Source organism: Rhizobium favelukesii (assembly GCF_000577275.2).
In the GTDB taxonomy this organism is placed as follows: domain Bacteria; phylum Pseudomonadota; class Alphaproteobacteria; order Rhizobiales; family Rhizobiaceae; genus Rhizobium; species Rhizobium favelukesii.
In genome coordinates this window covers 87,836-111,084 of the sequence record NZ_HG916854.1, presented here as the reverse complement: position 1 = coordinate 111,084, position 23,249 = coordinate 87,836, and the positions used below count along the sequence as shown (strand labels likewise).

The following is a 23,249-nucleotide window of genomic DNA, read 5'->3' as shown; positions in this document are numbered from 1 at the left end:
CTATAGTTAATTAAATCTTACATTTGATGTGAAGTCTTGTGACGAACATCGCCTACGGGGCGCTATCGACAGCTGCGAGATTCAGTTTGCTGGGCACCCTGGATTTTTTTGTAATCTTCGAAGAGGCGTCGGAGTATTTCGCACTCGCGCTCCCCCAGGCTCGCGCGATCATCAAAGAGGTTGCGACCGTGACCGCGAAATGGCGCGACACCGCAAGGGCAGTGGGAGCGCGCTCGGCCGAGATTACCCGAATGGCCAGCGCCTTCGAACACGACGACCTCAAACGGGCGCTTGCAATATAACATATCAACCCTCGGTCAATGTTACGGTGCCGGGCTTCCCCGCTGTCCAAAATTTGGGTCGTGCTGCTTCAGTTATAGGACCGCGCCCGATATGTGGGAGCGGAAACAGGGCATAGATTAAATCACCAAATGGTGTTCAGTTGCATGCCTTAGCAAGGGAGCCAGATCATGCGATCGACCATGAACCTCGACGACACACTGATGGAAAAGGCCAGGTCCTTAACCGGCACCAAGGAAACCGCGGCGCTTGTCCGCCAGGCGTTGGAGACGCTTGTTCGTGTGGAGTCCGGAAAGCGCCTCATCGCGCTCGGAGGAACCATGCCCGATGCCGAGGCAGCCCCGCGCCGCCGGAGCGCAGCGGCCAAGTGATACTAGCGGACACCTCGATCTGGATTGATCATTTTCGCCATGTCGATGCCGAACTGCGCAGGGTTATTGAGCACGATCGTCTACTTGCCACCCGGCCGTGATCGGTGAGCTGGCGCTTGGCAGCCTTCGGGATCGCAGCAGTGTGATGGCTTTTCTGGCGGCTCAGCGCGGAGCGGTTGTCGCCCCACGCCCGACGAAGTCATGACAATGATCGATCGCCACGGCATGTTCAGCATCGGTATTGGCTACACGGATGCCCACTTGCTGGCATCGGTCCTCCTTGACCAGCGAGCGACCTTATGGACCAGAGACAAGCGTCTGCGGGCAGCGGCCGAAAAGGCGGGGGCTTCGGTGCACATGCCGGTCAACCTGCCTAATTAAATCCTGAAACAATACCGCACGAGGTTCCGGATATTTTCGATCCCTTGCTCTTGAAAGGAGCTAACAATCGCTGAGATTTCAGTCGATTGACGCTAGTCAATTTTGGAATTCAGCATGAAACTCCATCTTCAAATCGGATGGACGGCTGGTGGCGCGATATCCCCTATCGCCACAAACGCTCAACATGCTGAAGCAAAGCTCTTCAAAGACTACTTCCCACACACTATGCATGGCGTACACCACAGTGATAAGTCGTCGGCCGACGGAGTGGCGCGCACCATCGCGGGTGCGGTTCAAGCACTATGGACGGGCTTCAGCTCGATCGAGAACCACTCGCATTTCCGCGAACCGTCTCTTACGTTCGCCATCTTCTTCAGTCGGCGAGTAACACGTACTGGAAACACAAAACCGAGACAAACGATGGGGTGGATTGGGGTTTTCGAATTCGCATTCGAAGATATCGGACATTTCAGCTTTCGGCGCCCCGGGCTTGGTGGAATACGACATGCGAACACCTGGAGGCTTTAGCTCTGGAAACGACTGCACTATCCCGACAGTGATCTGGTCGGTAAGTAAAAAGCTCTTTGCGACGTTTACGCAGGTCTTCTCTAGATCCGGCGCCTGTGCGAACACGATTCCCGGTGCAAATAACAATGTCAAAAGCAAGTATTGGCGCATCGATACCTCCTGCTCGTGGAGGTGAGAAGATAGCGTTCCATACATAAAAACAAGGTCGTAGACAGCGAGCCATTTGGAGGGCCCGATATCGACCACGATGGTCGCCATGGGGCCCTTTCAGTTTCTTTTTATGCGTTGATGATTGCAACCCGGCTGGCTCGGAACCTTCAGCCCTGCCAGCCGGTTCTTATCGTTGAAGCTGGAGGAACTGGCTATGCCCAAGAAAATTGCAACCCTACCCAGGGGGCGAGACCCTAAAGAGCAGCCTGTCCGTGACTCCGAACAGAAGGGCGCGCCCCAGGATGCTAACGATCGCAAACATCCGCCGCGAGATACAAGAGAGACGCCAGCGCCGAACCCAGACGGTGAGCCTGCCGACGGGCCTTAGTCTCGTCCGACAGCCCCGCCAATCTTACAAACCATTTCCCCGCAAGCATTGAAGCCCGCTGGCTGGCCGGCACTAAAAGCTGACTTCGCAGCCTCTATCCATCGAACCTAAGGACCCGGTATTGCGGCTTGTACATCAGCCATTGATTTCAGATGGATAGCAGACCCCTTGTTCACTTGTGGACTGAGATGGGCCCCATGGAGAGTGAGCCGAGGCTAAAATTGTGGCGTCCTCTCGAAATGATTGCTAATTAGAACCGCCGGCGGCTCCAGTCGGACAATCATCATAGAGGGTAGAGTTTTGGAATCGGTTATTGCCCCTGAGCTGACCATTTGTGGTATTCAGGAACTGCCCGCGCAGAGCGCTCGCAATGTCACGCATGTTCTGTCGATCGTGGATCCGGATCACCCTGAACTGGAAGTATTCGAGACTTACGGAAAGCACAACCGCGCGACATTGCGCTTCCACGACATCATCGTCGCAACGCGGGGTCTGATCATGCCAGCACCAGAGCATGTCGAAGCCATCCTGAAATTCGGCGCCGAGTATCTGGCTCGGGAGGATCGTGGGGCTCCCAGCCACGTCCTCGTGCACTGTCATATGGGCGTTTCTCGATCGACGGCGGCAATGCTGACTTTGATGGCCCAGACGGATCCGGATGAAAGCGCACAATCCCTGTTTGCGAGATTGGTTCGCATCCGCCCGCAAGCATGGCCGAATTCTCAAATGATCGGATTTGCTGATGAACAACTCGGCCGCAACGGAGAGCTTTTGAAAGAGCTTTCCCGCCATTACGGACGCCAGATCAAAAGCCAGCCGCATTTTACCGACTGGATGACGAGCCTCAACAGGCAGGCCGAACTCGCAATGGCAAGATTAGACTGATAATAGCGCCTGTTTAAAACGAAACATGACCTGTCCCGCAGCTGAGTGTTCCGCGGCAAGGCAGCCTTCACTGTCGTTGGCGCGCGCTCTAGAGACATGGCGGCGAGACTTTCATTCACCTTGATGATCTTACCAGATGGACTCACCAAGGCGACGCCGATTGGGGCTGCTTTGCATAATCCCCGACTTTAGTTCCTGCCCTCGCTATCCGGTATGGCGAAACCGGTATGGACCAGTCGACCAGGTCATCGTCACCTGCCCGGCCCGTGCCGTTGCCGCGCAATCGACGATGTCGTCGCGCGATCTTCTTGTTCCAGGCCACAGCCAGCCCAATCCCGAAATCGATGCAGCGCACCGCCTTCAGCTCGAAGGCCCGGTTCGGCAGGCCCTCAGCCCACTCGGGCGCAAAACCGATGCCGAGCCCGGCCGAGACCAACGATACCAGGGAATAAGTGTCGTCGCAGCTGTCTCATTGTCATGGAGATACACGAGATCTTCGGTCGGAATTAGGCACTCTCGACAGGCGAGGAAAATCTGGACGCATTCGGCGAGGACCCGCAGGAATTTCGCTTTGCTCGTGATATGCTCTCGCGATGGATATCGACGAAGACAAGATCGATGATGCTGTCTTGGCGTTGCTGTCGCTGACGCTTCATGACGGGTACCGGGCGTGGAAGGGTTTTGACTGGGCCACGACCGATCGCTTGTTCAAGAGGGGGATGATCGGGGATCCGGTGAACAAGTCGAAGTCGTTGGTCCTGACGGATGAAGGCCTGGAGCGCTCAAAAGCGCTCTTTGTCGAGCTATTTGGGCGGGCACCGCGATAGCGGCTTTTTCGGCCTTCCAAGCCCAAGGCAACAGTTCGTCGATCCTGCTCGCTGGATGATCTGCGATACGGGCAAGAAGGTCGGCAAGCCAGGCCTGAGGATCGACTTGGTTCATTTTTGCCGTGACGATCACGCGCGCGGCGATGAAACCCTCCGCATTCGAAGCGCGGCAAGCACTCGGCTACAAGCGGCAGTTTCCGCCCGTGCCGGTCGGCTAGCGGGCGAAATATGGCCACCGCAGGCAAGACCGATGAGGAAACCGAAGGCGGTCAGCTGCATCGTCCCGGCCGACGCGCCAAAGACCGCACCGAACTCGGGCAATGCCGAGAGGTAGAGGTTGATCGACATCGCGCCGATCGCGACGAGCGTGCTGAGCAGGAATATCAAACCCGGCTCGCTGGCAACGCGCGTTTGCTTGCCATCTTGAAGTCCGGATTGGAGAGCGGTCGAATGGCCGGGTAGGTTTTGCCGGCGCGTCCGTGACGCTGCAGACCGCCGAGACGTCCCGCCATTAGAGAGTCACGACACTCACCGCCGCCCCGAGTCTGGACACCGCTTCGCGGTATTTGAACTTGTCGACCATGGCTGCACTATTGTCATTGCAGTTTGGAAACCGACGCCGGATTGCATTTCACCCGCAGGATAAGTCCTCTTTCATGCGCGATGCGGCAGGTTGTTTTCATCGAGCATGTTGCCTCCAGCGCTTTCCAGCGCACGCCGATGGTGGCCCAGATGCACCAACGGCTCACGGGCGATTTCCTCCGAAACCTGCGCGCCGTAGAAGCCCGTGTCGGACAAATCGATCGTCGTGACATACGCTGCCACCACCTCTACATTCCTTTCCTGGAGATAGCGGGCCGTTACTCGTTCCACTGTTCCCAATCCATAGATAGTCGCGCGTATCGGCCTCAAGCTCATCTTGCCCTCCTTCGAGCGGGTAGGTCTCGCATCCTTTTCGTGATGCTGGAGTTGCCCTCCCATCGCGCCCGCTACATCCCCTCTAAGGTGAATGTACCGGGCCACGCCCGCGACCACTTGTATATGTTCGTTTTCTGTTTTTCCGCTCATATTTTTATGCTATATCCATCCGTAGATGGACATATATTTATGAACACAAAACAGGCCGCGCTCGCGCGCAAACAGCTGGAACGCCGTCTCGCGCCATTGCGGGAACTTAAGCTCATTGCACCGCCTCGCGGTTGGATGAAAGCCATCCGCGAAGCTCTGGGGATGAGCACACGACAACTCGCCACTCGGATGGGGGCAGCCCCCTCGCGCATTCCGGCCATCGAGAAAGCCGAGGTTTCGGGCGCGACGACGATCAAGACGCTTCGGGAAGCCGCGGCGGCAATGAACTGCACGTTCGTTTACGCCTTCGTACCGATCAAGCCACTCGACGACATCCTTCACGAGCGAGCGGCAGAAAAGGCGGGGCAGGACATGGCGCGCCTGGATCATACGATGATGCTGGAAAACCAAGCTTTGCTCAAGCCGGATCTGGAGGACGAACGCCGCCGTCTCATTGACGCCATTCTGGCCGGTTCGCCCCGACGCCTGTGGGAGAATGACTGACTCCCATGGCAGACGCCGATCCTCGGTTCCAAGACGATGACGAAGCGAACACACCGCTAACCGCCGAGGAGCGGGAGCAGCTCATCCCTTCCTACATCACATTGCGGCATGAGTTAAACGAGGCCGAACAGGTCAACATCGGCGAAGGCTTGCGCTGGGCGATGTCACGAAGGCGTGACGTCCTCGACCAGGAATCCTTGAACGAGCTGCACCGCCGCATGTTTGGCGAGGTGTGGCGTTGGGCGGGACAATACCGCACGACGGGCCGGAACATTGGCGTTGCTGCATATCGTATCGCAATGGATGTCAGGCAGACAGTCGACGATGGCCGCTATTGGGTCGAGCACGGTACCTATCCACCCGATGAGATCGCTGTCCGGTTCAGCCACCGTTTGGTCGCCATCCATCCCTTCCCAAACGGAAACGGACGATTTTCCCGCCTGGTGGGCGACCTGCTCGCTCGCCAGCTCGGACGACCACCGTTTAGCTGGGGCCGGGCAAACCTGATTGACGCTGGCGAGACCCGTGCCCGCTATGTCACGGCGCTCCGGGCGGCCGACAATCACGAGATCGAACCCTTACTAGGGTTCGCGCGCTCGTAGGGGTCACAGGCACGCTCTCATGACCGTCGTGGGTGTGGGAAGCACAGGACGACCTCGCCGAGTTTACATCGAGGCGGTCGATTTCAACCTGACCGGTGTGCCGCGATCCGATCATGCGCGATTGATCCGCTCTTATCCGCGGATTGGGTACTGCATTTGCCATGTTTGTCACCAGCCTTCCACTCTTTAAGGAAGGACACAAGACTGAGCTCGCCCCACCGTATATCGAGGATTCTCATCCTGCGTGGATTTCGCGGCACGCCGGGCAAGTTGGTATGTTCAGAACTGCCCCAAAATTGTTGGGATCAGATGTTCTTGCGATCATCACGGAAGGGGCTATTGGCCGCAAATTTCTGCTCACGTCCCAGACGAAGCCGGTCAGTTCGCGGGCAATCGCATTGTTGACTTTCGGTTGCGGTTTGCCGATGGCGAGCCGACAGTATCATTGGTATAGCCTGGCTTTTGCCTTCCACGCGATGGCCCGATATCGTGCCATCCCCCAAATGCTCGGGGCCAGTCTGATCGCGACTTGGATGTCTGCGCTGATAACGCCCGCCTTGATAGTAATCGAACCGGAGGCTCGTTGAAGAAGCCTCTTAGCCATTGATTAACCTGGGTTTCTCATTTGGTGGTCTTGAAGAGATTCGGACCAAGGACCGGGTAAAGTCTCTACTCGTCGCCGACCTCGGTAGGCCACATTTGCGCGCCATGCAAAACGCGCAGGATCCGTATTCTATCGATCTTTACAACGTAAGCGGCGATGTAAGGTGTGTGCGGTATGACAAACTCCCGAGTGCCAGTTATTCGGCCGGGACGTCCACTTTCAGGAAACTCAAGAAGACGACGTGCAGCACGAACAATCGCCTCGTCGACATGAGCCGCTGCCCGTGGATTTTCTTTTTCAATGTAGCTGAAGATGGCATCGCGATCGTCAAGCGCATATTGCGCCCAAACAAGCTTCATCAGTCGCGCACCTCTGCTTTGCGTAATGCTACCGCCCGGCGCTCTCGAAAACGCACCTCGGCGTCACCATCGTCGAGATCCGGTCGAGTGTCCTCTAGCGCCTGTAATACCTTCGCACGAAACCACGCATCGTGAGCCTCGCTGTGGTTGATAAGTTCGAGCGGTACGGCTCCCTCATTTGCTGTCCGAGTCAGAAGAATTCGGACAGCATCCGACAGGGTCAAACCCATATTTTCGAGAACCGCCGTGGCGCGTTCTTTTACGTCGGCATCAATCCGAGTCTGGACGAGTGCATTTGCAGCCATACTGTGGATCTCCTTCACCGCAAACGTAATTCATTTGAATGACATTTTCTAGAGCAAAGTTCGTTCTTCTATGGTCGCCTTGAAATGATCTGAACCGACGAACCCTCAACTAAATCATTTAAACACCTGAAAAAATCAATAATTTGCGGCGTAGCGCAATTTATGGAACGCATTTGTCGTGAATCATCGAAATTGTATTGTGCAGCCAGCCATCGATCACGCTGACTCCTAAACCTTCAGCGCTTCGAGCCCCGCATAAAGCTCCAGCGCTTTCGGATTGCCGAGCGCTTCCTTTTTTTCACTGGCCTCCATGCACAACCTCTCGGACAGCGAGTTCGACGATCTTGCCGGAGGTGCGCGGAATATCGGCGACCTGGGTCACCTTTGCAAGCACGTGACGCGGTGAGGCGCCGGTGTGGATCTTCGACTTGATCTTCTTCTCGAGATCGGCGTCCAGCGCCAGGCCTGGTCCAAGGCGAACGAAAAGAATCACCCGAACGTCGTCGTCCCAGTCCTGGCCAATGCAAATGGCTTCGGCGACTTCGTCGAGCCGTTCGACCTGGTTGTAGATTTCGGGCGTGCCGATGCGCACGCCGCCCGGGTTGAGGGTCGCCTCCGAGCGGCCATCGATGATCAGGCCGCCATGTTCCGTCCATTCGGCGAAGTCGCCGTGCTACCAGACATTGTCGAAACGCTCGAAACAGGCGGCGCGGTATTTGGCGCCGTTATCGTCGTTCCAAAAGCCAACGGGCAGGGAGGGAAAAGCGCGCGTGCAGACCAGCTCGCCCTTCTCGCCCGCACCGCCCTGCCCTCGTCATCCCACGCATCGACGGCGAGGCCGAGGCCGGGCCCCTGAATCTCGCCGCGCCAGACCGGCGTTACAGGATTGCCGAGCACGAAACAGGAAACGATATCGGTGCCGCCGGAAATCGAGGCGAGCTGCACATCCTCCTTGATGCCCTCATAGACGAAGGTGAGGCCCTCGTGAGACAAGGGCGAGCCGGTGGAAATGATGAGACGAAGCTTAGAGAGATCATGGGTCCTCAGCGGTTCAATGCCGCCTTTGCGCATCGCGTCGAAATATTTGGCTGATGTGTCGAAGATGGCGAAGCGCTCCTCAGCGGCGTAGTGCCACAAAACGTTGCCTGAGGGGGCGAAGGGCGAGCCGTTGAACAAGCATACGTCCCGCCACTTGCCATTCCTGACGCAAGCCAGTTCCACATCATTCAGCCGCAGGTGGTGAAATAGAAGAGGGCTATCGAGAACGCGCAGTATATCGTGCTGGAGTCGGAAGAGGTCGCCGCCGCCGTACCCGATAGCGACAAGACCTTGAAGATCGAGGCCTTCATTTCCTGTTTACAGATCGATTTCACCTATTTCGAGAAGCCCTATTACCTGGCGCCCAACAAGATGGACACGGCAGGTGGAGGGAGGTTCAGTCGAAAAAGCCCGCATCCTCTTCCCTGAGATATCTCCTGGCCCCTTCAGCGTCGATATCGAGGCCCAGCCCCGGCGCTTCCAGTAGGTCCACCATGCTGTCCTTCACGATCTGCGGCGGCAAGCCGATTACCAGGTCCTCCCACCAGGGGTCGGAGGCGGTCGGATATTCGAAGGCGATGTAATTTGCCGGCAACGTGGCGCAGACATTGATCAACGCGCCGAGGCCCAGCAGGCCGTTAGCAGTGCCGTGCGGTGCCATCAGGATCGAGTGCATGTAGGCGTGCTCGGCGACCCATTTGAGCTCGGCAATGCCGCCAACATCGGCTGGATCGGGGCCGATGACGCGTACCGCCTGCGTCTCGATCAGTTCCTTGAAATTGTGCCGCAGGTAGATCTGCTCACCAGTGTGGATTGGCGTCGAGGTGGAGGTTGTCAGTTCCCGATAGGCCTGCGGATTGACCCACGGCACATAGTCGCCCGTCAGCATGTCCTCGAGCCACATCAAATTGTACTTCTCTACCGCGCGAGCGAACTTAATCGCATCGGGCAGCATCCAGCCCGGACCGCAGTCGAGTGCCAGGCTGACTTTGTCGCCCAGCACTTCCTTCATCGCGATCACGCAGTCGAGCATGTGATTGAAACCGCGCTCGCTGATCACGCCCTGATCCATGGCACCATGATAGCCGGCCTTCTTCTGCGTCACGCCGTAGTGGAAGCCCTCGATGGTGTCCTTCATGTTGGAGTGGAACGAGATTCCTTGCTTGACCATGAAGAAGTTCTGCGGCTGCTGCATCATCCATTTGACGTCAGCGGCGTATTCCTCCGGCCGGTCGCCCGTGCGTTTCTGGCGAACCGAGCCATTGTAGACGCGCACCTTGTCCCGCACCTTGCCGCCGAGCAGTTTATAGGCGGGCACGCCCGCGGCCTTGCCAGCAATATCCCACAGCGCATGCTCAATAGCGCTCACTGCCGCGCCGTACGGCTTGAAAGAGCCGCGTTGGCGGATCTTCAACATTACTCTCTCGACGTCGGTCGGGTCCTCGCCGACCAGCGCCTCGCGGAAATGCAGCACCCAGGGCTTGAGGTAGGACTTGGTGAATTCGACTTCGCCCAAGCCATAGAGGCCCTCGTCCGTAACGATGCGGACGATCGGGTGTTTGCCGATAACGGCGCAGCGGAGATCGGTGATCTTCATCTTCGTTCCTTTTCGCCTCAGCTCCAGGTGCGATCCCAGGAATACTCATCGTCCCAGTGATCCGTAGGCTGCCAGATGCCGGTGACACCCGGCTGCAGATGCTGCGAGATCACCTCGTCGACGACGTCGTCAATCCCCAGGCCCGGCTTGTCCGGAACAGTGATAAAGCCGTCCTTAACCAGCGGCTTGGGAAGGCCGGTGACGATATCGTCCCACCAGTCGACATCGGCAGAGTGGTATTCGAGCGCCATGAAGTTTTCAGTCGCGGTCGCGACATGTGCCGCGGCCATTGCGGCGATTGGACTTTCTGCCATGTGGATGGCCATGGCGATACCATGGTCCTGCGCCATATCGCCGATCTTCTTGGTCTCGAGGATACCCCCGCTGGTGAGCAGGTCCGGGTGGATAACGGAGAGGCCGCCGCTCTTGAGCAGAGGCTCGAAGCCCTCCTTCAGGTATATGTCCTCCCCGGTGCAGATCGGCACCGTGGTGGCGCCCTGCAGTTGTCGGTACTGCTCGGTGTACTGCCATGGGATCACGTCCTCAAGCCAGGCTGGCACGTATTTTTCAATTCGCCTGGCAAGGCGAATGCCGTTCTGCACTGAGATATGGCCGATATGGTCGATCGCGAGCGGCACATCCATGCCGATGACCTCACGAACCTCGGCGATGTATTGCTCAAGCAGGTCGAGGCCCTTGTCGGAAAAGTGGAGGCCGGTAAACGGGTGCTGGACGTTATGCAAATCGTACACAGCGTTGCGGACGCGCCGCTCGTCAAAGGTCTTCACTGCGCCGCGACCGGGGTGGTCGCGGTATCCTTCTAGTGAGCCGGCAGGAAACACGACCGCACCGGGCACATCCGCGATCTGCATCAGTCCCAAATCCATCTTGAGGAAGGTGAAGCCGAGCTCCATGCGCTGCTTGAGGCGCTTGCCGGTCTCGGTGCCGCTCGGCACGGTGGCGTCGGTATCGCAGTAGACGCGCACTTTCTCCCGAAAACGACCGCCGAGCATCTGGTAGATGGGGACGCCATAGCCCTTGCCGACAAGATCCCACAACGCGATTTCAACCGCCGATACGCCGCCGCCTTGCCGGCCGTGCCCGCCGAACTGCTTGATCCGGCGAAACAGTCGATCGATGTTGCAAGGGTTCTCGCCAAGCAACCGGCTCTTCAGCATCATCGCGTAGGTGGCGCTGGCACCGTCGCGCACCTCGCCAAGCCCGACGATGCCCTGGTTGGTGTAAATCTTAAGCAGCACTGAGGTGAACGGCGCGCCGACAATTTCGGCTACCCGCATGTCGGTGATGCGAAGGTCGGACGGCTTGGAATGCGTGTTCACCCGATTGAGCGCCTCGTCGGCTCCATCTGCCTCTGGCATGATTTATCCTCGTTCTGGTCGGCGGGGCTCGTCGTCGCGCACGCTGAGGCGGCGTAGAGCGTTGCTACCTAGTCCAGCTCTATCTCGTGATTTTGAAGGTAGTCGCGGTTCATTTCAACGCCGAGACCAGGCTTGGGCGTAAGCTTGAGGCTGCCATTCGAAACATCGAGTGCTCTGTCGATGAGGTGATCGTATTTGCCCAGGTTCCACTCAGACGTTTCAAGTTTGTAGAAATTAGGAACGGTCATCATCACCTGCGCTCCCGCAACCACGTTGATCGGCCCTGCGGCGTCATGCGGCGAGACCGGGATGTAGTAGGCTTCGCATAGGGCAGAAATCTTCTTAAGTTCGGTAATGCCGCCGGTCCAGGTGACGTCCGGCATGATGTAGTCAGCGAGCTTGTTTTCGAGCACCGGCACGAAATCCCATTTCGTGTGGCCGCGCTCGCCCCACGAGATAGCGGCGCTGACCTTCTCACGGACCTGTCTGAGAGCGTTGAGGCTCTCCGGTGGACAGGGCTCCTCGAACCAGTCGATCTGACCAGCTTCCTCGAGGCTCCGACAAAGGCGAATGGCGGTGGGAACGTCGAACCGGCCATGCGCATCGATGAGGATGTCGACATCAGAGCCCGCCGTTTCGCGGATCAGAGCCGTGAGTTCGGCGGCTTCGCGCTCATCCTTGCGGGTCATGCTGCCATCGAGGTAGCCGTCGCGCTGTTCGCGAGGCTGTCCATCGGCGGTGCGGCCTTGGTGGGGGAAAGGATCGAACTTGAGCGCAGTGTGGCCGGACTCGACGATGTCTCGAATTTCGCGGACCACAGCCTCATTGCTGGTAAATTTAGCCTGGTGGGGATGAGTGTAGAGCGCAATTTCATTGCGTACCGGTCCACCCAACAGCTCGTAAATCGGCTTACCCAAGACTTTGCCTCGGATGTCCCAGAGGGCTATGTCAATGGCGCTCACGCATTCGACTGCGGCGCCGCGACTGCCCATGTAGGTGAAGCTGCGGAATATCTTGTGCCACAGATACTCAATACGCGCCGGGTCCTCGCCTGTCACAGCGGCACCGATCTGCCTCAGGATCGTGCAGAGGGCGCGATTGGCGAGCCTTGTCGTGGTGGTGATCTCTCCCCAGCCGCTCACCCCCTCGTCGGTCGTCACTTCGACGAACAGAAACTCTCCCCAATAAGAAGCATCGGACTTGATTAGCCACGGCCGAACGCTGGTGATTTTCATCTCAATTGCCTTGATCCGAAGTGGTCGGGATAACGATATTCCACGCCATGTATTCTATCCTGCCCGAGCGGCGTTACGCGCACGCATGTGTTCGAGGATGTGCCGGCCGGAGCCCTCGACATGGCGTGCAATGAGTTCGCCTGCCTCGTTCGCATTTCCCGCTTTTACATGCGCGATGAGCTCGCGATGCTCGCGAAGGATCGCGGCGCGCCGGGCGAGCGTGAAGTTGAAACGCCGGCTCACGGCTCGAAGCACTTCGCGATGCTTCCACCAAAGCTCGGCGGCATGGCGGTTGTAGTGTCTTTGGTACATTATGGTGTGAAAGGCGGTGTCCAGCTCGCTGTGCCTGAACGTGTCGGCGAAGTTGTTCTCTTCAATCAAGCCTTGGATGCGTTCGAGTTCAGCAATGTCCTCGACGGTGGCCATATTCACGAACCATCGCGTCAGTGCCGGCTCGATCAAGACTCCTATCTCGTAGATGTCCCGAACAAAATCCTGGTCTATGGGCCGGACGCGCGCTCCGCGGTTGGGAACAAGGGTGACAAAGCCCTCCCCGCGCAACAGTTGCAAAGCCTCACGCACGGGGTTGGTCGAGGTGCCGTGGCGCCGGGCGAGATCGGTGACCACAAGCCGTTCGTTGGCAGCGAGCCGCCCTTCGATGATGTCTTCCCTGATCAGTTGATAAAGCGAGGCGCCCTCGCTGGAGGCCCCGATAGCGTCAATCCCTTCGGGTGGCTCTGCTTTAAAATCGCTTGTATCGGCCAAGACTGTCCCCAATCAATACACACATTGCTCAGATATCATGCGAGGCTTCTGCAAACAATGTACGATTTCTCTAGTTGACAGGCAATCAACGATCTGAAAACGTATGATTAGCTCGAAGGGATACATTCGCTGAAAACGTCCTGCGGCCGACGAGCAAAGACCGCTCGCCTTGAGGCAGAGCGGCATGGGAGAGAACCTGGAGGATACCTATGACGAGGATTTCACTCGGAGGTGCCGTCCTGCGCGGCACTGTCTCCACTGCTTTGATGGTATCGTTGATGTCCGCGTCGGCGCTGGGTGCGCCGGTCGACTTGAGCAAGTGGTCGCCGCAATATGTGCGCTCCATTGCCGGGACCCAGGATTTTGACACGGCGGGCGATTGCGCCAAGGTCACCCCGCTCGACTACAAGGGGCGACTGACTTTCTGGTATCAGGGCGTGTTCGAGGGAGACCCCGACCTCCTGCGAGAGTATTATAAGGAGTTCTTCAAGACCTTCCGCAAAACCTATCCAAACATCCAGCTTGAGGAACAAGCCCTCACCTATAACGACCTGCTGGACAAGTTCCGGACCGCGCTCCTTGGCAATGCAGCGCCCATGGCGGTCCGACTGCAAATCCTGGGGGGCACCGAGTTCGCCTCAAAGGGTTATTTGCAGCCGCTCAAACCCGAGGATGTAGGGTATTCGACCGAGGATTTCTGGCCCGGCGCAATGAAGGCTGTAACTTGGGAGGGGGTGACCTACGGCATTCCAACCAACAACGAGACGATGGCGTTCATCTGGAACGCCGACATCTTCAAGCGTGCAGGCCTGGATCCGGACAAGGCTCCGGCAACCTGGGACGACGTCGTCCAGTATTCCAAGCAGATCCACGACAAGCTCGGCATTGCCGGTTACGGCCTCGTGGCTCGCAAGAATGCCGGCAATACGCCGTACCGCTTCATGCCGCAGCTGTGGGCCTACGGCGGCGGCGTCTTCGACGAAGCTACCGCCAACCCGACCTATAAGAAGGTCGAGCTCAATAGCCCGCAGAGCAAGGCGGCATTGCAAGCCTCCTACGATATGTATGTTCGCGACAAGTCGGTTCCGGTTTCGGCGCTCACCAACCAGCAGGCCGACAACCAGCCCCTCTTCCTCGCTGGCCAGCTCGGCATGATGATTTCGCACCCGTCCGACTACAACGTCATGCTCGACCTGCAGAAAAAAGCGACGGATACCGACAAGGATAAGGCGCAGACCGTCATCGACAACATGCGCTACGGCCTGATTCCAACTGGCCCCGACGGCAAGCGTGCCGTCGTGTTCGGGGGCTCCAACATTCACATCCTGAAGCCCGAATATGTCGAGGGCGGCAAGGTAGACGAACCGGCTGCAAAGGCTATCATCTGCATGTGGACGAGCCCCGAATGGTCACTGAAGATGGCCTATGCCGGCTCGAACCCGGGAAACCTTAACGGCTTTAAGACCAAATGGATGAAGGAACGTCTGGACAACATCAAGTTCCTTGATGTCACGACCTCGATGCTGCCCTACGGCATCCCGTTCCCGGCGCTGCCACAGTCCCCCGAGATCATGAACATTATCGTCCCGGACATGCTGCAGAATGCCCTGACCGGAGCCATGACCGTCGACCAAGCAGCGGACGACGCGGCCAAGAAGGTAAAAGACCTGACGGACGGCGGACTCTAGACCAAGCCTGACGATCTGACCGGCTGCGTCTCGATTGCAGCCGGTTTGTTCCGAAGAATAAGGGCACGGCACAGTGACGATCTTGACTGGCAAGGCCGAGACTCGCCGAAGACTTCAACCCGGTAGGTCCGGCGTGCTGCGAAAGATTTGGGAGCACCGCGCTGATTACGCGTACGTGCTTCCTGCGATCGCCGTGATGCTCATCGTCATAGCCTACCCTATCTACTACACGATCGAGCTGTCGTTCTTTAATACACCGCCTGGCCTGCAGCTCCGGGACAAAATTTTCATCGGCCTCGACAACTACATCGCCATCGTCACAAGTCCGGTGTTCTGGAAGGTCACCTCGAACACTCTTATCTGGACACTGGGATCCACTTTCATCTCATTTGTCCTGGGGTTTGCCAGCGCCCTGGCGCTCCATCGTGACTTTGCCGGCCGTGGCATCCTGCGCGCCGTCCTGATCATTCCCTGGGTCATCAGCGCGGTCGCCGCGTCCTATATCTGGAAGTGGATCTATCATTCGGATTTTGGGATTATCGGCGCGGTGCTGGTCGGCCTCGGATTGGCCGACCGGCCGCCGAATTTCATCGACAGCGTCAGCACTGTGCTGCCCTCGCTGATCGTCGTCAATATCTGGCGGGAGTTTCCGTTTGCCATGATCATGATGATGGCTGGCCTGCAGACAGTCCCCGACCAGTTGCTGCGCGCCGCAAAAGTCGACGGAGCCAATGCATGGCAGCGGTTCTGGCACGTCACCTTTCCGCACTTGAGAAACGTCTCGACGGTGACGATCCTTCTGCTGGCAGTGGCCAACTTCAATTCTTTCATCATCCCCTGGATCATGACCGGCGGCGGGCCGTCGAACGCATCGCATATCTGGATCACCCACATTTATGAACTCGCCTTCGGCCGCCAGCGCTGGGGGGTGGCATCGGCCTATTCGGTGCTGCTGTTCCTGATCCTGATGTCGCTCGGCTACTTCTACGTCCGTGCGCTGAGCGGTAACGAACAGAAGGATGGGAGCGAATGAGCACGATTGCCGAGAATGCTCATCGAGGCCAGGCGCGTCGTCGTGTGCGCATCGATGGATGGCGGTGGGGCGGACGCATCTTTCTTGTGTTCATGCTGCTTTACACCGCGTTACCGATGATCTGGATGCTGATCACCTCGATCAAGTCCGGCTTCGCGGCCATGCAATTCCCGCCGCAATGGTGGCCGGACCAACCCACCCTTGCCAGCTACCAGAAGCTGCTCGATCCGCAAAACAGCGTCGGTCAGGACTTCCTGCGCTTCTTCTGGAACAGCCTTTTCGTCTCCACCGCCACGACCATCCTTTCGGTGATCGTGGCAGTTCCTGCGGCCTACGCGTTTTCGCGCTTCACCTTCCCGGGCCGGAACTTTCTGTTCTTCGCCGTCTTGCTTCGCAACATGTTCCCGGCCGTGATCTTTCTCGTGCCGCTCTTCATCCTGATGCGCGCGATCGGGCTGGTAAACACGCATGGGTCGCTCATCCTCACCTACCTCACATTCGGCCTGCCGCTGGCAATCTGGCTCCTGAAGGGTTTCTACGACAACATCCCGGTGCAGCTCGAGCAAGCGGCGCGCATCGACGGGGCAACGCGGTTCCAGGCCTTTGTCCTGATCGTGATGCCGCTCTCGACGCCAGGAATCATCGCCACGGCGATCTATTCCTTTATCGGCGCGTGGAACGAATACATCTATGCCTACACCTTCCTCTCCAAGAACGAGCAGTTGACACTCCCGGTCGGCATCCAGCGCTTCTTCTCGGAAAATACGACGGACTTTCCGGGCCTGATGGCGGCCAGCTTTATGATGAGCGTGCCCGTCGTGGTCCTGTTTCTCGTCCTGCAACGATACTTCGTACGCGCCCTCACGGAAGGCGCAGTCAAGCACTAGGGGAGTTGCCGGTGGCCCACGTGGTCCTCAAAGATCTGATCAAGACCTATGGCAGCTTCAAAGCTGTCAATAATGTTTCGCTGACGGTCAACGACGGCGAATTCGTTGCGCTCGTCGGCCCTTCAGGCTGCGGCAAGACAACCACGCTCAATCTTGTGGCGGGGCTCATCCCCATCACATCTGGCGACATCGTCATCGGCGACCGGGTGGTCAACGACCTCGACCCCAAGGACCGGGACATCGCAATGGTGTTCCAGAACTACGCGCTCTATCCGCAAAAATCGGTCTATAAAAATCTGGCGTTCCCGCTGCAGATGCGCAAACTGCCAAGGGACGAGATCGACAAGAAGGTCAAGGAAGCAGCGCGAGTGCTCGACATGACGCAGCTGCTCGAGCGTAAGCCGCGCGAACTTTCGGGCGGGCAACAGCAGCGCGTGGCCCTGGGCCGCGCCCTCGTTCGAGATCCGGCGGTATTCCTGATGGATGAACCACTGTCCAACCTCGACGCAAAGCTGCGTGTGCAGATGCGGTCGGAAATCAAGCGCTTCCACCAGGACCTCAAGGCGACGATCATCTATGTGACCCACGACCAGCTCGAAGCCGTAACCATGGCCGACAGGATGGCGGTGATGAACGGCGGCTACCTGCAGCAATACGATTCACCGGCGCAGGTCTTTGCCCATCCGGTGAACATGTTCGTCGCCAGCTTCGTCGGCAGCCCGGCGATGAGCCTTGTTCCGCTGGAGGCATCAACGGCAAGCGGCAACACTGTGTTGACCAGCGCGGAGGGCTGGCGCCTCGAGCTCTCGCCACAGAACGCCCAGAAGGTCGCGAGGGCAACCACCAAGAAAGTCGTGCTCGGCGCACGTCACTCGACGATCAAGCTGCACAAGAGTGCGGTGCCAGGAAGCGTCCCTGCGAAGGCCTACACGGTCGAGCCGACCGGCGATGTCACCTTCATACAGGCGTTCCTGTCTGGCGTCATCGTCAACGTCAGCGTGCCGCCGACCATTGCCGTCGCGCCCGACGAGCAGATTTGGCTCGAGTTCGACCAGGAGCGGATGCATCTGTTCGACGGCGAAACAGAAATGGCCCTCAAGGCCAGCTGAGACAGAGCGGATGCGTGTGGAACGAGGACGTGGATGACTACGAAGCTTAAAATCACCGCTATCAAGCCCTATCCGGTATGGGTAGGAACACGCAACCAGATGCTCGTCAAGGTCGAGACAGACAACGGCATCTTCGGCTGGGGCGAAAGCGGTTTGAGCGGTCGCGAGAAGGCAGTGGCCGGCGCGATCGAGCACTATCGCGAGTTTCTCATCGGCCGCGACCCGATGCAAATTGGTCGGATCTGGCAAGAAGTTTATCGTAGCCAATACTTCGAGGGCGGGCGCGTTCTGCAGGCGGCGATTTCCGCCATCGACATTGCCCTTCACGACATCAAGGGCAAGGCGCTGGGGGTGCCGGCCCACGACCTGCTGGGCGGCAAGCAGCGCGACCGCATTTCTACCTTCGCCTCGACCGGTGACGAGGCCGAGGGCGATGTTGCCATCGAGCGAGCCCGCGAACTATGCGCACAGGGGTGGCAGGCAATCCGCTTCTTCCCCATCGGGCAAAACAGCAAGGACTTCTTTGAGCCGCGCGAGTCGATCGGCGCTACCGCAAGTATGCTAAACAAGGCGCGCGAGGCGCTGGGCGACAACGTCGTGCTCGGCATCGACTATCACCATCGGCTCTCGGTGGCAGAGGCGGCGAGCTTCTGCAACAAGCTCGGCCGTGGCGTGCTTGATTTCCTCGAAGAGCCGATACGAGACGAGACCCCGGAGGCCTACGAATCTCTGCGCACGATGACCGACATCCCGTTCGCCATCGGCGAGGAATTTGCTAGCAAGTGGCAGTTCCTGCCCTACATCGAGCGAGGCATCCATCAGTTCAACCGGCTCGATGTTTGCAATGTTGGCGGGCTCACCGAAGCGATGAAGGTCGCTGGCTGGAGCGAGGCGCACTATGTGGACCTGATGCCGCACAATCCCCTCGGCCCAGTCTGCACGGCCGCGACCATCCATCTCGCCGCCGCGGTACCGAATTTCGCTTGGCTCGAGACCAGGGCGCCCGAAGCAAAGCTGGGCTTCGATAATTCCGACTTCTTCCCAGTACAACCACGGCTCGACGGCCCCGACTATCCGGTCAGCGATCTGCCGGGGCTCGGCGTCGAGGTCAACGAAGAGGCGGTCAAGGCGGAGAGCTTTCGTTTCTGGGAAGCGCCTCACCTGAAGCGCCGCGACGGTTCTGTCACAAACTGGTAGTTTCATCCACCGGAGCCTAAAATGACGCATACACCCGACATTACGCGACCGCCCAAAGAGCTGATCGACGCACTGAAGGAAATCGGCGCCGCGACGGTTTCCGGCACGCTTGGCCACATGGGTTTCCGCAATCCGCACATGGTCGGTCCCGTGCCGCAGAATCGCGGGAAGTCGATCGTCGGGCCGGCCCTGACGCTTCAATTCATGCCGCAGCGGCCGGACCTCTTCACCGAGGGAGAATATGCAGATCCGGAGACGCAGTTGCACCGCCATGTGCTTTATCACGTGCACGAGGGCGATGTGGTCGTGGTCGACGCGCGCGGCGACATGAGCTCGGGCGTCTTTGGCGATATGATGTCGACGTATTTCAAAGGCAGAGGCGGCGCTGGCATCGTAATCGACGGGTGCATGCGCGATCGGCCCAATGTCGAGAAGCTAGATCTCCCCCTATGGCTGCGCGGCTGGACGCCCAACTATCATGTGCAGACTGGCATCTATCCCAACGCCGTCAACGTTCCGATTGCCTGCGGCGGTGTCACGGTAATCCCCGGAGACATCGTCGTCGCCGACGATGACGGGGTGGTGGTGCTTCCAGTCGCAATGGCCCCGAAGGTAATCGAAGAATCGCAAAAGCATCACGATTGGGAGGAGTTCTCGCGAGTGAAGCTTATGGGGGGCGGGTCGTTGCAGCGCTACTATCCGCTGCATGACGATGCCCGCGGAGAGTACGAAGAGTGGCGCAAAACAAAACGCTCGGGAACAACTTAGCCAATGGATTACCCTAGGCGGGCGGCGAACTTTCTGGGATATCGCCGGCGTCTACACAAAAAGCACTGAGTCGAATTTCGCCCTCGGCGCCCGCTTTTCGATCAGGCAGCCGGGATCCAGACGCCGAGGTTCGCCGAATGTCACCTTCTATGAAGGGTGTCGGATGCCGGCAGCTTTGGGCCGAACGTTGCATGGCGGCGTCGGGTCTTCGGAACTAGTGGACGTTCAGATCGCGAGGGGCTGAAAATTTTAACTTCGGGCCACGTTCCGCCACCAAACTTTAGATTTGCGCTCACATTGTAGAGGCCGCATCGATTGCCATGCCCTACCGGCATCGCCGGGCGAAGACCGACCGCATCGATCCTGATGTGATGGGATACGAACCATCGGCCTCACAGCCTCTTTTCAAAGATGCTGAAAACTCGGCCTTTGTTGTGTAACCCGTATTTATGGAACTAACAGGCGGTGCAATTGAGCCGGCCCGAGCGCATGGCGGCGGCGATCTTTTCCGATTGTAGAAGGCAGAGATCGCCGACTATTCGAGGCCGATCTTCATCCATTTTTGCGAGAGCTTGTTGATCGTGACGTTGAGCCCTTTTTCAACCTATCAAGCAGCCATCACGGAAGCCAACCGTCTCCCCTTTGGCTTTGCAGCTTACGCGTACACAACGTCGGCAAAAGTGAGCGCCGCGCTCGGGCGCGATATACAAAGCGGTATGGTGTCGATCAATCATCATGGTCTCGCGCTGCCGGAACTGCCTTTCGGCGGAATAAAGGACTCTGGTTATGGGTCCGAAGGCGGGACTGAGGCGATGGACAACTTCTTCAACACCAAGCTGATTACAGAAGCTGTCTGACCGGAGATTGCGAGGACGCAATATGCGTCGCCGGCGACATTCCTTCAGTCGCGTTCCCGCGGCCGAGTTGACGATGCATTTCGGCATGCCGGTCGTACCCGAAGAAAACAAGGACGACCTGCGGATGGGAGAGCGGCAACCCACAAATTTGGGTTCTCGGGCGTCATGAGCGGACATGAATGCCTTGAGGGTGCGCCCATTCGCCAGCCTTGCGGCAAGGCATACCGCCCCGCCAGGCAATAGCCCCCGACGGCGACCGGTACGCCGAGCCGTGGGCTCCGGCATCGTCACCTTCTCGCCAACATCAACGCTTTTGCCGCTCAATTTCCTTCGGCCCACGTCCCAATCAACATGGTCATGAAGCGCTCGGCTGCGGGCGAAAGCGTCCCACCGCGACGGCGCACAATGCCGATCGTTCGCGAGATTTGAGGATTGCGAATAGGTCTCGTGACGAGAAACGGGTGCTCCTCTTGTGGTGTGGCGAGTTTCGGCAGAACCGAAATTCCAAGCCCGGCTTCCACGAGACCAAGTGATGTCGAAAGATGCGTGACTTCATACGACCAGCGCAGTTTCAGGTTCGATTTCGCCAATGCTGCATCCAAAAGCGTACGATTGCCGCTGGATCGGTGAACCGTGATCAGTTGATAGGGCGCCAGATCGTCCCATTCGAGTTCGCTCTTGGCCGCCAACGGATGATCCTTGCGTGCCGCAAGCACGAACGGATCTTCGATGAGCCGGTCGAAGACAAGGTCGGGATCTGAAAAGCCCATGATATTGATGCCGAACTCGACCTCCCCGCGGGCGACTGCTTGCAGACCGTCGGTGGCCGGCAAATCGAGAATGCGAAAACGAATATTGGGATATTCGGCGCTGAACTGCTTGATGACGGTCGGCAAAAAATAGAAAGCAGCCGTCGGCAGGCATGCGATCGTCACAAGACCGCTGCGCTGGGACCCAACATCGCGCACTGCAAACAGCGACGTGTCGAACTCCTCAAGCATGCGCCGTACCAGGGGGATCAGCTCCGCGCCAAGGGCGGTTGTCGAGACATGACGCGTCGTGCGCTCGAGCAACGGTGCCCCGATTGCCAGCTCGAGCTTCTGAATTCGCCGGCTGAGTGCCGGCTGTGACAGATTAAGCGCTTCGGCAGAGCGGTGGAAGTTTTCCAGTTCGACGACTGATAGAAACGCGCGCAGATCCAGTATCTCGCAATTAATGCTCACAACGCATCATTCCCTCTGATATTCGCATTTCACATATCAATCGTTTTGCCGCTTACTGCAACAAAGAAGCTGATTGATATTTAGATCACATCAGTATGCGGACACAACCATGAACGACCTGATTTCCATTCCCTGCGTTCTGATGCGAGGCGGCACCTCCAAAGGACCGTTCTTCCTCGCATCCGACCTTCCGTCGGATTCGCGTCAACGCGATCAGATCCTGCTTTCGGTTATGGGATCCGGTCACCCGTTACAGATCGATGGAATCGGCGGTGGCAATCCGGTCACCAGCAAGGTCGCCATCGTTGGTCCAGCAACCGTGTCCGATGCGGATGTGGATTATCTGTTCGCTCAGGTCCGCATCGATCAGCAATTCGTCGATACCTCGCCCAACTGCGGAAATATGCTGGCGGCCGTCGGGCCGTTCGCGATCGAGGCCGGCCTGATCAAGGCGACGACGGGGGTAACCCGCGTGCGCATTCACAACGTTAATACCGGCAAATTGATCGAAGCCGAGGTTCCGACCCCTGATGGCCGGGTTGCCTACATGGGAGATGCGTCGATCGACGGCGTGCCCGGCAATGCTGCGCCAATCGCGCTGACCTTCATGGATGCTGCCGGAGCACGCACGGGCATGCTTTTTCCCACCGGCAACCCGCGAGACAGGATCGATGGCATCGATGTGACCTGCATCGATTGCGCGATGCCGATGATGTTGCTGGAAGCCACCGCCCTCGGCGTGACGGGGAACGAACCTGCGGCCGTGCTTAATGCCAACGGCGCATTGCTCGAACGTCTCGAAACTCTGAGGCTCGAAGCCGGCCGGCGCATGGGTATGGGTGACGTCAGCAGTCAGGTCACGCCAAAGCCGGTTCTAATCTCGACGCCTAACAAGAGTGGCGATCTCGGCGTGCGCTATTTCATGCCACGTCAATGCCACCCGTCTCTCGCAACGACCGGTGCGGTCGGCATTGCCACAGCCTGCATCAGCGACGGAACCGTCGCCTCGCGGCTGATCGGCGACCGCAAGCCGCCGGTCGTTCTCGTTCTCGAACATCCAAGTGGTCGTTTGGAAGTGAAACTGGATACCCGCGACGGCAAGACAGTTGCCGGAATCCTGCGTACGGCCCGCCGCCTCTTCGAAGGCCGGGTCTTTGCAAAACCTATCGCGCAAATGGTTTGCGCGGCATAATCGAAAGTG

General features: G+C 58.3%; 22 protein-coding genes and 7 pseudogenes. 16 read left to right on the top strand and 13 right to left on the bottom strand.

Going from position 1 to position 23,249, the window contains the following annotated elements; translation table 11 throughout:
- Window positions 1-113: 113 nt before the first annotated feature.
- From LPU83_RS60530 to LPU83_RS60520, 3 genes and pseudogenes are all read left to right on the top strand, one after another.
- Window positions 114-302: pseudogene (locus LPU83_RS60530) on the top strand (type II toxin-antitoxin system HipA family toxin); the annotation flags it as partial.
- Window positions 303-470: 168 nt separating this feature from the next.
- Window positions 471-671, top strand: a complete 201-nt coding sequence (locus tag LPU83_RS60525; RefSeq protein ID WP_024316365.1) for a type II toxin-antitoxin system VapB family antitoxin — start codon at window positions 471-473, stop codon at window positions 669-671.
- Window positions 668-1,052: pseudogene (locus LPU83_RS60520) on the top strand (type II toxin-antitoxin system VapC family toxin). Before LPU83_RS60525 ends, LPU83_RS60520 begins: the two are co-directional and overlap by 4 nt.
- A 300-nt stretch (window positions 1,053-1,352) precedes the next feature.
- On the opposite strand, the gene LPU83_RS60515 reads toward LPU83_RS60520, so the two are convergent.
- Window positions 1,353-1,838: a hypothetical protein gene (locus LPU83_RS60515; protein WP_309475105.1), complete on the bottom strand. Its 486-nt coding sequence runs from the start codon at window positions 1,836-1,838 to the stop codon at window positions 1,353-1,355.
- 580 nt (window positions 1,839-2,418) lie between these two features.
- On the opposite strand from LPU83_RS60515, the gene LPU83_RS60510 reads away from it, so the two are divergent.
- Window positions 2,419-3,003 (top strand): tyrosine phosphatase family protein, encoded by a 585-nt coding sequence (locus LPU83_RS60510; protein WP_024316367.1) that lies wholly within the window; start codon window positions 2,419-2,421, stop codon window positions 3,001-3,003.
- Window positions 3,004-3,207: 204 nt separating this feature from the next.
- On the opposite strand, the pseudogene LPU83_RS74400 reads toward LPU83_RS60510, so the two are convergent.
- Window positions 3,208-3,469, bottom strand: a pseudogene (locus tag LPU83_RS74400) (hypothetical protein); the annotation flags it as partial.
- Window positions 3,470-3,596: 127 nt separating this feature from the next.
- On the opposite strand from LPU83_RS74400, the gene LPU83_RS60505 reads away from it, so the two are divergent.
- Complete coding sequence (locus LPU83_RS60505) at window positions 3,597-3,830, top strand: DUF6429 family protein (RefSeq protein ID WP_024316369.1); 234 nt, start codon at window positions 3,597-3,599, stop codon at window positions 3,828-3,830.
- Between the two features lie 10 nt (window positions 3,831-3,840).
- Here the strand turns inward: LPU83_RS60505 and LPU83_RS60500 are convergent.
- From LPU83_RS60500 to LPU83_RS60490, 3 genes and pseudogenes are all read right to left on the bottom strand, one after another.
- Window positions 3,841-3,963: pseudogene (locus LPU83_RS60500) on the bottom strand (transposase domain-containing protein); the annotation flags it as partial.
- Window positions 3,960-4,217: a multidrug effflux MFS transporter gene (locus LPU83_RS60495; RefSeq protein WP_141652578.1), complete on the bottom strand. Its 258-nt coding sequence runs from the start codon at window positions 4,215-4,217 to the stop codon at window positions 3,960-3,962. The pseudogene LPU83_RS60500 and the gene LPU83_RS60495, both read right to left, overlap by 4 nt.
- A 267-nt stretch (window positions 4,218-4,484) precedes the next feature.
- Window positions 4,485-4,898, bottom strand: coding sequence for a hypothetical protein (locus LPU83_RS60490; protein WP_141652579.1), 414 nt, complete (start codon window positions 4,896-4,898; stop codon window positions 4,485-4,487).
- A gap of 39 nt (window positions 4,899-4,937) precedes the next feature.
- Between LPU83_RS60490 and LPU83_RS60485 the strand changes: the two genes are divergently transcribed.
- Together LPU83_RS60485 and LPU83_RS60480 are read left to right on the top strand one after the other, a co-directional pair.
- Window positions 4,938-5,402, top strand: a complete 465-nt coding sequence (locus LPU83_RS60485) for a mobile mystery protein A (protein WP_024316371.1) — start codon at window positions 4,938-4,940, stop codon at window positions 5,400-5,402.
- A gap of 5 nt (window positions 5,403-5,407) precedes the next feature.
- Window positions 5,408-6,004 carry a mobile mystery protein B gene (locus LPU83_RS60480; RefSeq protein WP_024316372.1) on the top strand — a complete coding sequence of 199 codons (597 nt, stop codon included), beginning with the start codon at window positions 5,408-5,410 and terminating at the stop codon, window positions 6,002-6,004.
- 669 nt (window positions 6,005-6,673) lie between these two features.
- Here the strand turns inward: LPU83_RS60480 and LPU83_RS60475 are convergent.
- From LPU83_RS60475 to LPU83_RS60465, 3 genes and pseudogenes are all read right to left on the bottom strand, one after another.
- On the bottom strand, window positions 6,674-6,967 hold the full coding sequence (locus LPU83_RS60475) for a type II toxin-antitoxin system RelE/ParE family toxin (protein WP_024316374.1): 294 nt from the start codon (window positions 6,965-6,967) through the stop codon (window positions 6,674-6,676).
- Window positions 6,967-7,272 (bottom strand): type II toxin-antitoxin system RelB/DinJ family antitoxin, encoded by a 306-nt coding sequence (locus LPU83_RS60470; RefSeq protein WP_024316375.1) that lies wholly within the window; start codon window positions 7,270-7,272, stop codon window positions 6,967-6,969. Before LPU83_RS60470 ends, LPU83_RS60475 begins: the two co-directional genes overlap by 1 nt.
- 228 nt (window positions 7,273-7,500) lie before the next feature.
- A pseudogene (locus tag LPU83_RS60465) lies at window positions 7,501-8,525 on the bottom strand (acetoacetate--CoA ligase); the annotation flags it as partial.
- A 4-nt stretch (window positions 8,526-8,529) separates the two neighbouring features.
- Between LPU83_RS60465 and LPU83_RS60460 the strand changes: the two are divergent.
- Window positions 8,530-8,691: pseudogene (locus LPU83_RS60460) on the top strand (Ku protein); the annotation flags it as partial.
- A gap of 16 nt (window positions 8,692-8,707) precedes the next feature.
- Here LPU83_RS60460 and LPU83_RS60455 read toward each other — a convergent pair.
- The 4 genes from LPU83_RS60455 to LPU83_RS60440 form a co-directional block, all read right to left on the bottom strand.
- Window positions 8,708-9,907 carry a mandelate racemase/muconate lactonizing enzyme family protein gene (locus LPU83_RS60455; protein WP_024316378.1) on the bottom strand — a complete coding sequence of 400 codons (1,200 nt, stop codon included), beginning with the start codon at window positions 9,905-9,907 and terminating at the stop codon, window positions 8,708-8,710.
- 17 nt (window positions 9,908-9,924) lie between these two features.
- The gene (locus LPU83_RS60450; protein ID WP_024316379.1) at window positions 9,925-11,286 is read right to left on the bottom strand and encodes a mandelate racemase/muconate lactonizing enzyme family protein; all 1,362 of its coding nucleotides are present in this window, start codon (window positions 11,284-11,286) and stop codon (window positions 9,925-9,927) included.
- Between the two features lie 68 nt (window positions 11,287-11,354).
- The gene (locus tag LPU83_RS60445) at window positions 11,355-12,521 is read right to left on the bottom strand and encodes a mandelate racemase/muconate lactonizing enzyme family protein (protein ID WP_024316380.1); all 1,167 of its coding nucleotides are present in this window, start codon (window positions 12,519-12,521) and stop codon (window positions 11,355-11,357) included.
- A gap of 54 nt (window positions 12,522-12,575) precedes the next feature.
- Window positions 12,576-13,286, bottom strand: a complete 711-nt coding sequence (locus tag LPU83_RS60440) for a GntR family transcriptional regulator (protein WP_024316381.1) — start codon at window positions 13,284-13,286, stop codon at window positions 12,576-12,578.
- 209 nt (window positions 13,287-13,495) lie between these two features.
- Between LPU83_RS60440 and LPU83_RS60435 the strand changes: the two genes are divergently transcribed.
- The 7 genes and pseudogenes from LPU83_RS60435 to LPU83_RS60405 all read left to right on the top strand — a co-directional run.
- A complete protein-coding gene (locus LPU83_RS60435; protein WP_024316382.1) occupies window positions 13,496-14,974 on the top strand; it encodes an ABC transporter substrate-binding protein in 1,479 nt (492 codons plus the stop codon).
- 73 nt (window positions 14,975-15,047) lie between these two features.
- The gene (locus tag LPU83_RS60430; protein WP_024316383.1) at window positions 15,048-16,007 is read left to right on the top strand and encodes a carbohydrate ABC transporter permease; all 960 of its coding nucleotides are present in this window, start codon (window positions 15,048-15,050) and stop codon (window positions 16,005-16,007) included.
- Window positions 16,004-16,894 (top strand): carbohydrate ABC transporter permease, encoded by an 891-nt coding sequence (locus LPU83_RS60425; protein WP_024316384.1) that lies wholly within the window; start codon window positions 16,004-16,006, stop codon window positions 16,892-16,894. Before LPU83_RS60430 ends, LPU83_RS60425 begins: the two co-directional genes overlap by 4 nt.
- An 11-nt stretch (window positions 16,895-16,905) precedes the next feature.
- The gene (locus LPU83_RS60420) at window positions 16,906-18,003 is read left to right on the top strand and encodes an ABC transporter ATP-binding protein (RefSeq protein ID WP_024316385.1); all 1,098 of its coding nucleotides are present in this window, start codon (window positions 16,906-16,908) and stop codon (window positions 18,001-18,003) included.
- A 33-nt stretch (window positions 18,004-18,036) separates the two neighbouring features.
- Window positions 18,037-19,200, top strand: coding sequence for a mandelate racemase/muconate lactonizing enzyme family protein (locus tag LPU83_RS60415; protein ID WP_024316386.1), 1,164 nt, complete (start codon window positions 18,037-18,039; stop codon window positions 19,198-19,200).
- Between the two features lie 21 nt (window positions 19,201-19,221).
- Window positions 19,222-19,968: a ribonuclease activity regulator RraA gene (locus tag LPU83_RS60410; RefSeq protein ID WP_024316387.1), complete on the top strand. Its 747-nt coding sequence runs from the start codon at window positions 19,222-19,224 to the stop codon at window positions 19,966-19,968.
- A gap of 590 nt (window positions 19,969-20,558) precedes the next feature.
- A pseudogene (locus LPU83_RS60405) lies at window positions 20,559-20,825 on the top strand (aldehyde dehydrogenase family protein); the annotation flags it as partial.
- A gap of 320 nt (window positions 20,826-21,145) precedes the next feature.
- Here the strand turns inward: LPU83_RS60405 and LPU83_RS60400 are convergent.
- On the bottom strand, window positions 21,146-22,048 hold the full coding sequence (locus tag LPU83_RS60400; protein ID WP_024316389.1) for a LysR family transcriptional regulator: 903 nt from the start codon (window positions 22,046-22,048) through the stop codon (window positions 21,146-21,148).
- Window positions 22,049-22,157: 109 nt separating this feature from the next.
- Between LPU83_RS60400 and LPU83_RS60395 the strand changes: the two genes are divergently transcribed.
- A complete protein-coding gene (locus LPU83_RS60395) occupies window positions 22,158-23,240 on the top strand; it encodes a 4-oxalomesaconate tautomerase (RefSeq protein WP_024316390.1) in 1,083 nt (360 codons plus the stop codon).
- Window positions 23,241-23,249: the final 9 nt, after the last annotated feature.